This window comes from Micromonospora sp. NPDC005686 (assembly GCF_042871665.1).
GTDB lineage: Bacteria > Actinomycetota > Actinomycetes > Mycobacteriales > Micromonosporaceae > Micromonospora.
On record NZ_JBIAIY010000003.1, the window covers coordinates 102924 to 115851 of the forward strand.

The 12928-nt window shown below is 71.4% G+C and carries 8 protein-coding genes; 5 read left to right on the top strand and 3 right to left on the bottom strand.

Annotated features, from left to right (window positions below; translation table 11 throughout):
• Positions 1-182: 182 nt before the first annotated feature.
• Genes ACFYON_RS07835 through ACFYON_RS07850 form a run of 4 tightly spaced genes read left to right on the top strand, consistent with a single transcriptional unit; the run spans position 183 to position 7323 of the window.
• Positions 183-392 (top strand): MbtH family protein, encoded by a 210-nt coding sequence (locus tag ACFYON_RS07835; RefSeq protein WP_357708400.1) that lies wholly within the window; start codon positions 183-185, stop codon positions 390-392.
• Positions 389-5398 carry an amino acid adenylation domain-containing protein gene (locus ACFYON_RS07840; protein ID WP_355047227.1) on the top strand — a complete coding sequence of 1670 codons (5010 nt, stop codon included), beginning with the start codon at positions 389-391 and terminating at the stop codon, positions 5396-5398. Before ACFYON_RS07835 ends, ACFYON_RS07840 begins: the two co-directional genes overlap by 4 nt.
• Before the next feature lie 32 nt (positions 5399-5430).
• Complete coding sequence (locus ACFYON_RS07845) at positions 5431-6459, top strand: LLM class flavin-dependent oxidoreductase (protein ID WP_354864278.1); 1029 nt, start codon at positions 5431-5433, stop codon at positions 6457-6459.
• A gap of 45 nt (positions 6460-6504) precedes the next feature.
• Positions 6505-7323, top strand: a complete 819-nt coding sequence (locus ACFYON_RS07850) for a hypothetical protein (RefSeq protein WP_354864276.1) — start codon at positions 6505-6507, stop codon at positions 7321-7323.
• A 160-nt stretch (positions 7324-7483) separates the two neighbouring features.
• Here the strand turns inward: ACFYON_RS07850 and ACFYON_RS07855 are convergent, their stop codons facing one another.
• The 3 genes from ACFYON_RS07855 to ACFYON_RS07865 are packed head-to-tail and all read right to left on the bottom strand — an operon-like array spanning position 7484 to position 10771.
• Positions 7484-8779, bottom strand: a complete 1296-nt coding sequence (locus ACFYON_RS07855) for a nucleotide disphospho-sugar-binding domain-containing protein (protein WP_354864274.1) — start codon at positions 8777-8779, stop codon at positions 7484-7486.
• Between the two features lie 55 nt (positions 8780-8834).
• Complete coding sequence (gene dmpG, locus ACFYON_RS07860) at positions 8835-9893, bottom strand: 4-hydroxy-2-oxovalerate aldolase (protein ID WP_354864272.1); 1059 nt, start codon at positions 9891-9893, stop codon at positions 8835-8837.
• A gap of 2 nt (positions 9894-9895) precedes the next feature.
• Positions 9896-10771 carry an acetaldehyde dehydrogenase (acetylating) gene (locus ACFYON_RS07865; RefSeq protein ID WP_354864270.1) on the bottom strand — a complete coding sequence of 292 codons (876 nt, stop codon included), beginning with the start codon at positions 10769-10771 and terminating at the stop codon, positions 9896-9898.
• 287 nt (positions 10772-11058) lie between these two features.
• Between ACFYON_RS07865 and ACFYON_RS07870 the strand changes: the two genes are divergently transcribed.
• Positions 11059-12672, top strand: coding sequence for an alpha/beta hydrolase (locus ACFYON_RS07870; protein ID WP_354864268.1), 1614 nt, complete (start codon positions 11059-11061; stop codon positions 12670-12672).
• Positions 12673-12928 lie beyond the last annotated feature (256 nt).

The following is a 12928-nucleotide window of genomic DNA, read 5'->3' on the forward strand; positions in this document are numbered from 1 at the left end:
CTCGTGGCCCGGGCTCCGGCACGGGCGGCCCGCATCCCGTCGGCGCCCGAATCGCATGGGCAACTGTGGAGATGCACCGGAATGAATGGGCCGGGCAGGGTGGTCAGCGAACCGCCCGTCGTAGCGCGGCAGCGATGAGAGTCAATTGGCTGACCGGGTCTGCCAATCGGAATGAGGTTGCCATGGCTAATCCGTTTGAGGACGCTGACGCCCTGTACCTGGTCCTTGTCAATAACGAGGGGCAGCACAGTTTGTGGCCTTCCGGAATTGCCGTCCCAGATGGTTGGGCCACCGCGCACGACACGGATTCCCGATCGAATTGCCTTCGATACGTCGAAGAACATTGGACTGACATGCGCCCGCAGAGCCTGGTCCGGGCGGAACGGGCGTGAGTGCCGTGGAAACGCTGACGGAGGCGCAGCGGGACCTGGTCGTCTCGCGGTGGAACGACACGGCGCGGGACGTGCCGGAAACGGTGTTTCCGGAGTTGTTCGCGGCGCAGGCGGTGCGGACGCCGGACGCGGTGGCGGTGGAGTTCGGTGGTGTGTCGTGGTCGTATGCGGAGTTGGATGCGCGGTCGAACCGGTTGGCGCGGTATCTGGTGGGGTTGGGTGCGGGGCCGGAGCGGGTGGTGGCGGTGGCGTTGCCGCGGTCGTTGGAGATGGTGGCGGCGGTGCTGGGTGTGGTGAAGGCCGGTGCGGCGTATCTGCCGGTCGATCCGGGGTATCCGGCGGACCGGATCGCGTTCATGCTCGCCGACGCCGCCCCGCGTCTGCTCATCAGCGACCGGGCCACGGCGGTGCGGCTGCCGGACGTGTCCGGCGTCGAGGTGATGAACATCGATGACCCTCGGGTGGCCGAGTCGGTGGCCCGGCAGGACGGCAGCGGTGTGCGGGACGCGGACCGGCTCGCGCCGCTGCGTACCGCCCACCCGGCGTACGTGATCTACACGTCCGGGTCCACCGGGCGGCCCAAGGGCGTGGTGGTCAGCCACCGCGGCCTGGCGAGCCTGTCCGGCTTCCTCATCCGGACCTTCGAGATCGGGCCCGAGTCACGGGTGGGACAGGTGGCCTCGCTGAGTTTCGACGCGGCGGTCATGGAACTGATGATGTCGCTGCCCGCCGGAGCGGCCCTGGTCCTTCCCGAGCAGGGGCAACTGGCCGGGGAGGCGCTCGCGGACACGCTGCGCGAGCTGCGGGCCACTCATGCCCTGGTCGGGCCGGCTTCCCTGGCCGGGGCGACCACGGACCAGATGCCCGGCCTGGAGTGTCTGATGGTCGGCGGCGAGGCGTGCCCGGGCGAGATCGCCGCCGAGTGGTCGAAGGGCCGGCGGATGTTCAACGCCTACGGCCCGACCGAGGCGACGGTGGCAACGACGATGAGTGGGCCGCTGTCGGGAGGGGACGCCCCGCCGATCGGGAGACCGATCTGGAATGCGCGGGCGTACGTGCTGGACGATCGGCTGCGGCCGGTGCCGCCCGGTGGGGCGGGGGAGCTGTACCTGGCCGGGCCGAGCCTGGCGCGGGGTTACCTCGGCCAGCCCGGTCTCACCGCCGGACGATTCGTGGCCTGCCCGTTCGCGTCCGGGGAACGGATGTACCGGACCGGCGACCTGGTGCGCTGGCGCGATGACGGCGAGCTGGAATACCTGGGCCGCGTCGACGAGCAGGTCCAGGTCCGCGGGTTCCGGGTCGAGCCGGGCGAGATCGAGGCCGCGCTGGCCGGGCAGCCCGGGGTGGCCCGAGCTGTGGTGATCATGCGGGAGGACCGCCCCGGCGACCAACGCCTGGTGGGCTACGTCGTGCCGGCTGCCGGAAGCGAGCTGGACCCGGCCGGGATCCGGGCAGCAGTGGCGGAGACGCTGCCTGTCTACATGGTGCCCGCCGCCGTGGTGGTCCTGGACACCCTGCCGTTGACGGTGAACGGGAAGCTGGACCGGCGGGCGCTGCCGGCCCCGACGTTCGTCGGCGGCGGCGGCCGGGCGCCGTCCACGCCCGCCGAGGAGATCCTGTGCGATCTGTTCGCCCAGGTCCTCGGCGTGGACCGGGTCGGCGTGGACGACAACTTCTTCGACCTGGGTGGACACTCGCTCCTGGTGGCCCGGCTGATCAGCCGGGTGCGGTCGGTGCTCGGGGTGGAGCTGGAGATCCGGGCGGTGTTCGACCATCCCACCGTGGAGTCGCTGGCGCGGTCGCTGGACAGCGTCGGGGCGGCCCGGCCACCGCTGGAGCCGGCGGACCGGCCGGCGCGCCTGCCGCTGTCGTTCGCCCAGCAGCGGTTGTGGTTCCTCGCGCAGGTGGAGGGGCCGAGCACCACCTACAACGTGCCGTTCGCGTGGCGGCTGCGGGGGCGGGTCGACACCGCCGCGCTGACCGCCGCCCTGGGCGACGTGGTCCGGCGGCACGAGACGCTGCGGACCGTGTTCCCGACCGTGGACGGGCAGCCGTACCAGCGGGTGGTCCCGGCCGCGCTGGCGGCGCCGGAGGTCACGGTGGTGCCGGCCCAGGAGAGCGAGCTGCCGGCGCTCACCGAGCGGGCGGCGCAGTACGTCTTCGACCTGGCCGGTGAGCTGCCGGTGCGCGCGTGGCTGTTCGTGCTGGGACCGGAGGAGTGCGTGCTGGTGTTGCTCACGCACCACATCGCCAGTGACGGCTGGTCGCTGGGCGTGTTGCTGGGGGACCTGGGGCAGGCGTACGAGGCGCGGCTGGCCGGCCACGCGCCGGAGTGGACCGACCTGCCGGTCCAGTACGCGGACTACACGCTGTGGCAGCGCGGCCTCCTGGGCGGCGACCAGCACGGCGGCGGCGTGCTGGCTCGGCAGGTGGAGTACTGGCAGTCGGCGCTGGCCGGGCTGCCCGAGCGACTTGAGCTGCCGTTCGACCGGCCCCACCCGGCCCACCGCTCCTATCGGGGCGGGCAGGTCGCGGTGGACGTGGACGCGGCCGTGCACCGCGGGCTGGCGGAGCTGGCGCGCCGGCACCAGGTGACGCTGTTCATGGTGCTCCAGGCCGCGCTCGCGGTTGTGCTGTCCCGTTCCGGCGCCGGCGCCGACATCCCGATCGGCGTGCCGGTGGCCGGTCGAGGTGGAGACGAGAGACTGCACAACCTGGTCGGGTTCTTCGTCAACACGCTGGTGTTGCGGACCGACCTGTCGGGTGACCCGAGTTTCGGGGAGCTGCTCCGCCGCGTCAGGGAGCAGGACCTGGCGGCCTACGCGCACCAGGACGTCCCCTTCGAGCGGCTGGTGGAGGTGCTGAACCCGGTCCGGTCGACCACTCATCACCCCCTGTTCCAGGTGACGCTGGCCTCCGACGACGACACCAGCCGGGACTGGCAGGTCCACGGCCTGGAGTCCACGAACCTGCCGCTGCCCGAGCAGTCGGCCAAGTTCGACCTGTCGCTGACGTACCGGTCGCGACATGAGCCGGACGGCGCCCCCGGCGGGATCGGCGTCACGCTGGAGTACGCGGCGGACCTGTTCGACGCGAGCACCGCGCAGGCCCTGGCGGAGCGGCTGGTCCGGCTGCTGGGCCACGTCGCCGCCGACCCGGGTCAGCGGATCAGCGGCGTGGAGCTGCTGTCGGCGGCGGAACGCGAGCTGGTCCTCTCGCGGTGGAACGACACCGCCCGGGACGTGCCTGGTGTGGTGTTGCCGGAGTTGTTCGCGGCGCAGGCGGCGCGGACGCCGGACGCGGTGGCGGTGGAGTTCGGTGGTGTGTCGTGGTCGTACGCGGAGTTGGATGCGCGGTCGAACCGGTTGGCGCGGTATCTGGTGGGGTTGGGTGCGGGGCCGGAGCGGGTGGTGGCGGTGGCGTTGCCGCGGTCGTTGGAGATGGTGGCGGCGGTGCTGGGTGTGGTGAAGGCCGGTGCGGCGTATCTGCCGGTCGATCCGGGGTATCCGGCGGACCGGATCGCGTTCATGCTCGCCGACGCGACGCCGATCGGGATGCTCACGACCCGGCAGCTCGACGCCGACCTGCCCGCCGCGGGCGTGCGGGTCGTCCTCGACGACCCGGCGGTGGCCGCCGCGGTGGCGAGCCAGCCCGACGGCGAGGTCGCCGACGGGGAGCGGATCGCGCCACTGCTGCCCGGTCATCCGGCGTACGTGATCTACACGTCCGGGTCCACCGGGCGGCCCAAGGGCGTCGTCGTCAGCCACCGGGGCCTGCCCAGCCTGGCGGCGTTCCTGGTGCACACCTTCGAGACCAGGCCGGGGTCACGGGTGGCGCAGCTGCTCTCGCTGAGCTTCGACATGTCACTCGTGGAGCTGCTGTTGTCGTTGACCGCCGGAGCGGCGTTGGTGCTTCCCGAGCAGTGGCCGCTGGCCGGGGAGCCGTTGGCCGAGGCGTTCCACGAGCTCGGCATCACCCACGCGATGGTGGCGCCCAGCACGCTCGCCGGTGCGACGCCCGCCAAGGTGCCGGACCTGGAGTGCCTCATCGTCGGGGGCGAGGCCAGCTCCGCCGAGCTGATCGCCGCGTGGTCGGCGGACCGGCGGATCTACAACGGGTACGGCCCGACCGAGGCGACCGTGGGTACGACGATGAGCCGGCGGCTGTCCGGCGGCGGGGAGACACCGCCGATCGGGGTGCCGATGTGGAACGTGCGGGCGTACGTGCTCGACGAGCGGCTGGGTGTGGTGCCGCCGGGGGTGCCCGGGGAGCTGTACCTGGCCGGGCCGTGCCTCGCGCGGGGCTACCTGAACCGGCCCGGGCTGACCGCGGAGCGGTTCGTGGCCTGCCCGTTCGCATCCGGTGAGCGGATGTACCGGACCGGTGACCTGGTGCGCTGGCGCAACGACGGCCAGCTGGAGTTCCTGGGCCGGGTCGACGAGCAGGTCAAGCTTCGGGGCTTCCGGATCGAGCTGGGCGAGATCGAGGCCGTGCTGGCCGGGCAGCCCGGTGTGGCCCGGGCCGTGGTGGCGCTGCGGGAGGACCGCCCGGGCGACCGCCGCCTGGTCGGGTACGTGGTGCCCGAGGCCGGCCGGGCGCACGAGGTGGACCCGGCCGCTGTCCGGGCCGCGGTGGGCCGGGCCCTGCCCGGACACATGGTGCCGTCCGCCGTGGTGGCCATCGACGAGCTGCCCAGGTCGGTGAACGGGAAGCTGGACCGGCGGGCACTGCCCGCCCCGGACTACGCCGCGGGCCCGGCCCGGGGACCGTCCACCCCGGCCGAGCAGGCCCTGTGCGAGTTGTTCGCCGAGGTGCTCGGGGTGGACCGGGTGGGCGTCGACGACAACTTCTTCGACCTGGGCGGGCATTCGCTGCTCGGCGCCGTGCTCGTCGCCCGGTTGGAGAGCCAGCTCGGTATCAGGATCAGCCTGCAGAGCTTCCTCGCCGACCCGTCCGTCGGTGCGGTCGCCGGTCAGGCGCCACCGCAGACGACCGGACAGTCCTGATCGACACGAGACGACCTCCCGGAGGAGGAACGATGGATCTGGCGGCCAGGGGTGTGACCATCTACTCGACATGTCGGTCGAGCATCGGCTACGGCCAGGACTCCCACCTGCGCAAGCTGCTGGAGACCGCTCGGTGGGCCGATGAGGCCGGCTACCGCGGGGCCCTGCTGTACAGCGACAACACCTCGATCGACGCCTGGATGTCGGCACAGGCCGCCATCGCGAACACGGCCGGCTTCGTGCCGCTCATCGCGGTACAGCCGCTGGACAAGAGCCCGTTCGCGCTGGCCCGGGCGATCTCGTCGCTGGCCCACCTGTACGGACGGCAGGTCGACCTCAACTACGTCAGCGGCGGCTTCAGCCGTGACCTCCGGGTCCAGGGTGACGCGCTGCCGCACGACGCCCGGTACGACCGGCTCGTCGAGTACGTGACGATCGTCAGAGCGCTGCTCGACGGCGGCCTGACCAGTCACGAGGGGCGGTACTACAACTTCCGGCGGGCGCGGCTCACGACCCCGGTGCCCGCAGATCTGCTACCCACGGCGTACGTGTCCGGCTCGTCGGCGGCCAGCCTGCAGGCGGGCGAGTCACTCGGCCTCAGCCAGCTCTCCTTCCCGTTGCTGCCCGCCGAGTTCGCCAGTCCGGACACCCGCAAGAACAGGTTCGGCGCAGGCATCAGCATCGGCATCATCGCCCGTGACGACTCGTCCGAGGCGTGGCGGATCGCGCACAAGCGGTTCCCGGCCGATCCGGACGGCGCGGAGCGGATGAAACTGCTCCTCTCGGCCGCAGTGTCGTCCTGGCAGCCGCAGCTCGCCTCCGTGCCGATCGCCGACGAGGGGGAGGGCGGGGCGTACTGGCTCGTTCCCTTCCGGTACCACCACACGTTCTGCCCGTACCTCGTCGGGAGCTATGACGAGGTGGCGCAGGCGGTGGCGACGTACCTGAAGGGCGGTGCCCGCACCTTCGTCTTCGACCTGCCGCAGGAACCCGACGACCTGTATCACACGCGGATCGCGGTGGAGCGCGCCGTCGCGGCCCTGGACGGCGAACCGTCCTGACGCGCGATCGGCCGTTTCGACAGCGCCTGACGAAAGGAAACACCGATGCGCCCCGTCGCCGGCACCGGCCAACTCTGCAGTCAGCTCAGCTCCGGCGACGGGGCGGAGGTGCTGGTCACCGACTTTCAGGCGCTCAACGGGACGCCCCGGCTCAGCCAGTTGCTCGGTAAAATGGCCACCGATCAGCGGATCTACCAGGTGGATCCGCGGGGCGCGCTGTCCGGGGGCCGGCTCTACGCCTCCCTGGCGGAACTGGCGGACGAGGCAGCCGCCCTCTTCCGCGCCGAATCCTCCGCGGCGGGCGACCAGCGGCTGTTCGTGGTGAGCCACTGCAGCGCCGCGGCCCTGTCCCTGCGGATCGCCGGCCACCTGAGCGCCGTCCGGGAGGTCACCGCCATCCTGGTGCAGCCGACCTGGCCGGGTACGGAGCACGTCGTTGAGGGGTTCTCCGAGTTCCAGGCGAAGCTGGGGGCCGGCGGTCAACCGTGTCCCGACCTGGACGGCGATCCCTGGTCCTGTGTCGCGGAGATGGAACAGCTCATGCGGGCGGAGATGACGGAGCTGGCGAAGCGGCACGGCCTCGACAGCGCCCCGCTGGCCTTCTCCGAGCTGCTGGTGTCGTACCGGACCTGGCTCGCCTTTCTGCTGGCCTGCCGCAACGACCGGCCCGCCGAGCCGCCCGCCGAGGCGGTCGAGGTCACGGTGCTGACCGACGACCCCCACTTCGTGCTCCCCGGTACCGGTCCGGGCCGGTACCGGATCACCCCGCCGCCCACCAGGGACCGGCCCGATGACGTGACACCGGAACTGGCCCGGCTGGTGCTCGACCAGATCGAGAGCTGGCCGGCTGCGGGCTCGCGCTGACCAGTGCGTCGGAAGGGCGATCGCCGGCGTGACCGCTGCCCGATTGACCCCGTTGCCGGTCACCCCACCTCGCGACCGGCCGGCCCCGAAACGTCAGAACGGCCGGCGGGGTGCATCCCCGCCGGCCGGCCTCCGAAAGTGGACGGACAGTCTCAGGCCGCTAACCGGCACGGTGGAGAGCCGTCAGCTTCTCCATCTCCGGCACCACGTCGTTGGGCGACGGGACGGCCGCGGCCTCGGCGCGCAGGCGCTCGGCGTTGCGGGCGTACGACGGATCGCCGAGCACCCGCCGCAGGTGGCCGTGCAGGACGTCGGCGCTGAGCCGGCCGGGATCGCTGGCGTAGACGCCGGCGCCCTGCTCCTCCAGGGCAGTGACGACAGCCAGTGGGCCCCAGAACTTGTCCCCGCCGAACTTGCCCGGCACGATCAGCTGCGGCACGCCGTAATGGGTGGCCGAGATGACCGTGCCGTACCCGCCGTGGTGCACGATCGCCGAGCAGGTCGGCAGCAACGCGGTCAGCGGCACGAAGGGAACTGAACGAACGTTGCCCGGCAGGGTCACCCGGGCGTCGTGCTGCTCCTTGCTGAGCGTCACGACGACCTCCGCGTCCAGGTCGGCGACCGCGTCCAGCATGTCGCTCGTCGAAGCGCCCGCGTTCAGCTCGCGGAACGACAGGCCGAGCGTAAGGCAGACACGCGGGCGCTCCGGCTCGGCGTACAGCCATTCCGGAACGATCGACGGGCCGTTGAACGGCACCGCCCGCACCGCCTGGTAGTCGATGCCCTCCGGCTGCCAGGTCCAGGGCGCCATCGCGTTCACCGACCACTGGCCGGTCACCAGGTCCTCGGTGAAGTCCAGGCCGTACCGGGCGAGGATCGGCTCCAGGGCGGCCCGCATGGGGTCGCGCGTCGGGTCCACAGCCCGCGCCGCGTTCCGCAGCTGCATCAGCGCGTCGGTGCAGATCACCAGGCGGGCGTGCGCGGCGCCGCAGGCCCGGGCGGCGACCGGGCCCGCGTAGGCCATCGTCATGCCGTCCCAGAGCACCAGGTCCGGCTTCCAGGCCCGGGCGACGCGCACTGCGGCGTCGATCACGGTGTCCGGGTTGAAGGTGGTGAAGTGCCAGTCGGCCAGGGCGGTGAGTTCGCCCAGCGGGTCGTCTGCGGCGTAGTCGGCCTGCACCGACTTGCGCCCGTTCTCGTATGGCCCGGCTTCCGCGTGCGGAACGGCGGGTTCCCCCTCGGCGGCCTTCTCGGACACCATCGCGGTCAGGTCGATCGGTTCGCCGAGGGGCACCGCGGTCAGGCCGCAGTGCGCGACATCCTGGGCGGTCAGCCCGACCGGGTCCGGCTGGGTGGCCATCCGGACCTCGTGCCCGGCCGTGCGCAGGGCCCAGGCGAGCGGCGTCAGCGCGTACAGGTGGGTCTTGCTCGGACAGTTCAGGACCAGGATGCGCACGGCAACTCCCAGGGGTCGAGGGAAGGCACGTCAGACGGCGCCCGGCGCGGCGGTTCTAGTGCGTCGAGTCCGGGACACCGGCCCTGCTTCTGCTCAGGGCCGCGGCGACGTCGACGATCAGGTCTTCCTGGCCGGCCACCGCCTGGCGTCTGCCCAGCTCGAAGAAGATGTCACGCGGGTCCAGGTTCTCGCGCCCCGCCGCGTCGAGCACCGGGTTCTTGAAGCCGGAGAACACGCCCGCGAGCCCGCTCACGATGCCCACCGAGTCGATGGTCGGCGGCTTGGGCATGAGTTCCCGCTCGGCCAGGTCCGCCGCGTCGAGAAGGCCGTACAGGTCGACGCCCGTGGAGAAGCCGCTCCGTTCGAGGACCGGTACCACCACCTCGAGCTGGGTGTTGCCGGCGCCCGCCCCGAATCCTCTGGCGCACGCGTCGATGATCGTGGCCCCGGCGCGCGCCGCGGCCACGGAGTTGGCCACGGCCATCCCGAGGTTGTTGTGCCCGTGGAAGATGATGGGCACGTCAACGGCCCCGGCTATGGCGGTGATCCGCTCGCTGACGTCCTCGGGCAGGTAGTACCCGGCGGAGTCCATGATCCCTACGGCTGACGCGCCGTAGTCCACGAGCCGGCGGCACTCCTCGGCGAGCCGTCCGGGTGCGGCCATGTGGCTCATCACCAGCACGCTCTGCGCCTCCACTCCGGCGTCCCGCAGGAAACCGAGGTATCGCTCCATGGTGTTGCCCTCGGTGCAGTGGGCACCGACCCGCACCACGTCGACGCCGTGGTTCACCGCTTCCTTGAGATCGTGTGTGGTGGCCCAACCGGGCAGCATGAACACGGCCATCTTGCTGTGCGAGAGCTGCTCCCGAACCACCGTGAGCATCTCGGCGTCGGTCAGCGCGGCCCGGCCCACCTGCAGCGACGACGCACCGAGGCCGTTGCCGTGACCCACCTCCACGACCGGGACGCGGGCCGCATCCGCCGCGGCGGCGTACCGCCGGAGCTGATCGCGACCGAGTTGGTGACGAATCGCGTGCTGGCCGTCGCGCAGTGTCGGGTCGTGGATGGTCACCGGCCGGATCGTCACGGCGTCCTCCTGCGTAGCCTGGTCCATGTTCAGCTCACTGTCCTCTTCTGGTCGACCGGACGGCCCGCTGCGTACTGCTCGGCGACGTAGATGGCGGCGGAGTTGATGATGTCGAGGTTCCCCGCGTGGCGCGGGATCAGATCTCCCGAGGCGCTCACCTCGATCGCGATGAACGCTCTGCCGTCGACGACGCTGCACGCGGCGATGTCGAAGCCCGCGGCGAAGGTCCGGACCTCCTCCGCCGCCGCGGTCACGTGCTTGCGGATCACGTCCAGATCGAAGTCGTCGCCGGTCATCGAGATCGCCACACGGAAGGTGGGAGGCGGCTCGGCGGGGCTGAGGTTCAGCAGGACCTTGACGTCGGGCACCCCGGTGAACGCACGGATGGCGGCCTGCGTCGTCCCGACGTACTCGTCGAGGTTCAACCGGCTGGCCCGGCCCACACTCTGGCTGGCCGCGGTCGTCACCACCTCGATGTAATCGGGCGAGTACCGCTGGGTGAGCGCGTGCAGGATCGGAATCGCCGTCTGGCCGCCGCAGCTGATCAAACTGACGTTGCGGTGCACCAGGGCGTCCGCCCCGTTCACCGTGGGCGCGATCATGTGGCCGATCCTGCTCGGTGTCAGATCGACGACCAACGCACCGAGGCCCTCCAGGTACTCCCAGTGCTCGGCGTGCGAGGCCGCATTGCTGGCGTCGAACACGACATCGAAACTCACCGGGGCGGACGCCAGTGACCTGACCCCGCCGCTGGCCGTCCGGTAGCCCAGTTCCGCCGCGGTGCGCAATCCGCGATTCTGACTGTCGCGCGCCACCACCAATTGGCAGTCCAGGAATCTGGAACGCTTGATCTTTGTCAAGAGATCGAGCCCAATGAGCCCCGCTCCGAGGATGGCAACGTTCAACCGGCTGCCCTTATTCATAGCCCGATTCCCCTCAGAATTGCCCCGAACCATGGCCGGCCCCGTCGTTGCGGCCGGCGCGATTGTGGCGCACGCTCTCGCTCAGCATGCCGTGAGCGGGACGACGAAACTTCTCCACGCGTGCGTCATCAGCCGGCCGGTAACGGCCGGCACCGGATTCCGAGGACCGTCGGGCGCGCACTGCGCACAATGGAACGTTGCCCCCGGTGCGCGATGTCGACAAGCATCACAAATGCTGACGCTGCCGCACTCACACCCAGGGAGGGCGCGTGAAGAGCACGATGATCCGCCGCCGGACGAGGCAACTGGTTGCCGCCGCCGTGGTCGGTGTTCTGATGACCGTCGCCGGAGCGTCCGCGACGGCGGCCGCCACGACCCGGATCGCATGGGGTGGCTGCGCGGACCCGAATCTGGCCGCCCTCGGCGCGCAGTGCGGATTCCTCACCGTTCCGCTCGACTACGCCCGTCCGCGCGGCGCCACCATCCGGCTCGCGGTGTCGAGGATCCTGCACACCACGCCGGATTCGCAGTACCAGGGCGTGATGCTGACCAACCCCGGCGGTCCCGGCGGGGCCGGGCTGGGCCTGGCGGCACTGGGCCAGGCGGTCCCGAACGGCGTCGGCGACGCCTACGACTGGATCGGCCTCGACCCGCGCGGCGTGGGCTCCAGCGTGCCGGCGATCTCGTGTCAGCCGGACTACTTCGCGGCACCGAGGCCGCCGTACGTGCCCGGTACGCCGGCCGTGGAGCGCGCCTGGCTCTCGCGCACGCGTGAATATGCCAGCGCCTGCGCCGCGAAGAACGGGCCGCTGCTGCGACACATGACGACGCTGGACTCCGCGCGCGACCTGGAGAGCCTGCGGATCGCACTGGGCGCACGGCAGATCAACTACCTCGGATACTCCTACGGCACCTACCTCGGCCAGGTCTACGCCACCGTCTACCCGACGCGCGTGCGACGGATGGTGCTGGACAGCACCGTGGACCCCCGCACCGTCTGGTACCGGAACAACCTGGACCAGTCCGTCGCCCTCGAGCGCAACATCACGATCTGGTTCGGTTGGCTCGCCCGGTACGACAGCGTCTACCACCTCGGCAGCACCGCGGCCGCGGTCGAGAAGCTCTACTACCGGAAGCTCCACGAACTCGACCGGCGGCCGGCCGGCGGCGTCGTCGGCGGCGCCGAGTGGAGTGACATCTTCGTGCACGCCGGATACAACCAGTTCTTCTGGACCCAGCTCGCCGACGTGTTCGCCGGTTGGGTGCACGACCCGGACGCCGACACGCTGATCGGCTGGTACCAGGCCGTCGACGGGCCGGGTGACGACAACGCCTACGCCGCCTACAACGCGGTGTCGTGCACCGACGCGCGATGGCCCCGGAGCTGGGCCACGTGGCAGCGCGACCTGAGGTCCACCTTCCGGACGGCGCGGTTCGTCACCTGGCTCAACGGGTGGTACAACGCGCCCTGCCTGTCCTGGCCCGTACCGGCGGGCAGGGCGGTGGACGTCGACGGGCGGCGCGTGGCGAGCGTCCTGCTCGTCAACGAGACGCTGGACGCGGCGACGCCGTTCGGGGGGAGCCTCGAGGTGCGCAGGCGGTTCCCGCACTCCAGCCTGCTCGCCGTACCGGGTGGCACCAGCCACGCCAGCGGCTTCTTCGTCGGCAACGAGTGCGTGAACGGCGTGGTCGCCACCTACCTGGCGACCGGCGCGTTGCCCGCACGCCAGCGGGGCAGCGGCCCGGATGCGACCTGCGCGCCGCTCCCGCAGCCGGTCCCCGACCCGGCGACCGCCGCGCCGGCGGCCGGAATCGACGCCGCGAAGTCCCCGGTGGGCCGCGCGTCGGTCCTCGGGATGCCCCCGGCGGGCCGGCCTCGCTGACACCCCCGGCCCGTCTTCGCCTCACCCGGCCACTGCGAATGCCGGTGGCCGGCTCTGGCGGCAGTAGCCCGTCCGACGTGCGGAGACGGCCGCGCCGCCGCCGTCAGGACCGGCACTCCGATCGCCGGTCACGTGCGTGACCGGACGGCAATTTCACCGTTGAGCACGCCGCAACGGCGCGGTGAGACTCGACATGACGGATGCCCATCTATTCGGGAGGTCACATCCATGCGCGAGTCATTCTGGTATTCGCCAC

Bases quoted from the DNA above. Each gene is read 5' to 3' on its own strand.
- dmpG (WP_354864272.1), bottom strand. From the start codon at position 9,893: ATGGACCAGGCTACGCAGGAGGACGCCGTGACGATCCGGCCGGTGACC.
- ACFYON_RS07845 (WP_354864278.1), top strand. From the start codon at position 5,431: ATGGATCTGGCGGCCAGGGGTGTGACCATCTACTCGACATGTCGGTCG.
- ACFYON_RS07835 (WP_357708400.1), top strand. From the start codon at position 183: ATGGCTAATCCGTTTGAGGACGCTGACGCCCTGTACCTGGTCCTTGTC.
- ACFYON_RS07850 (WP_354864276.1), top strand. From the start codon at position 6,505: ATGCGCCCCGTCGCCGGCACCGGCCAACTCTGCAGTCAGCTCAGCTCC.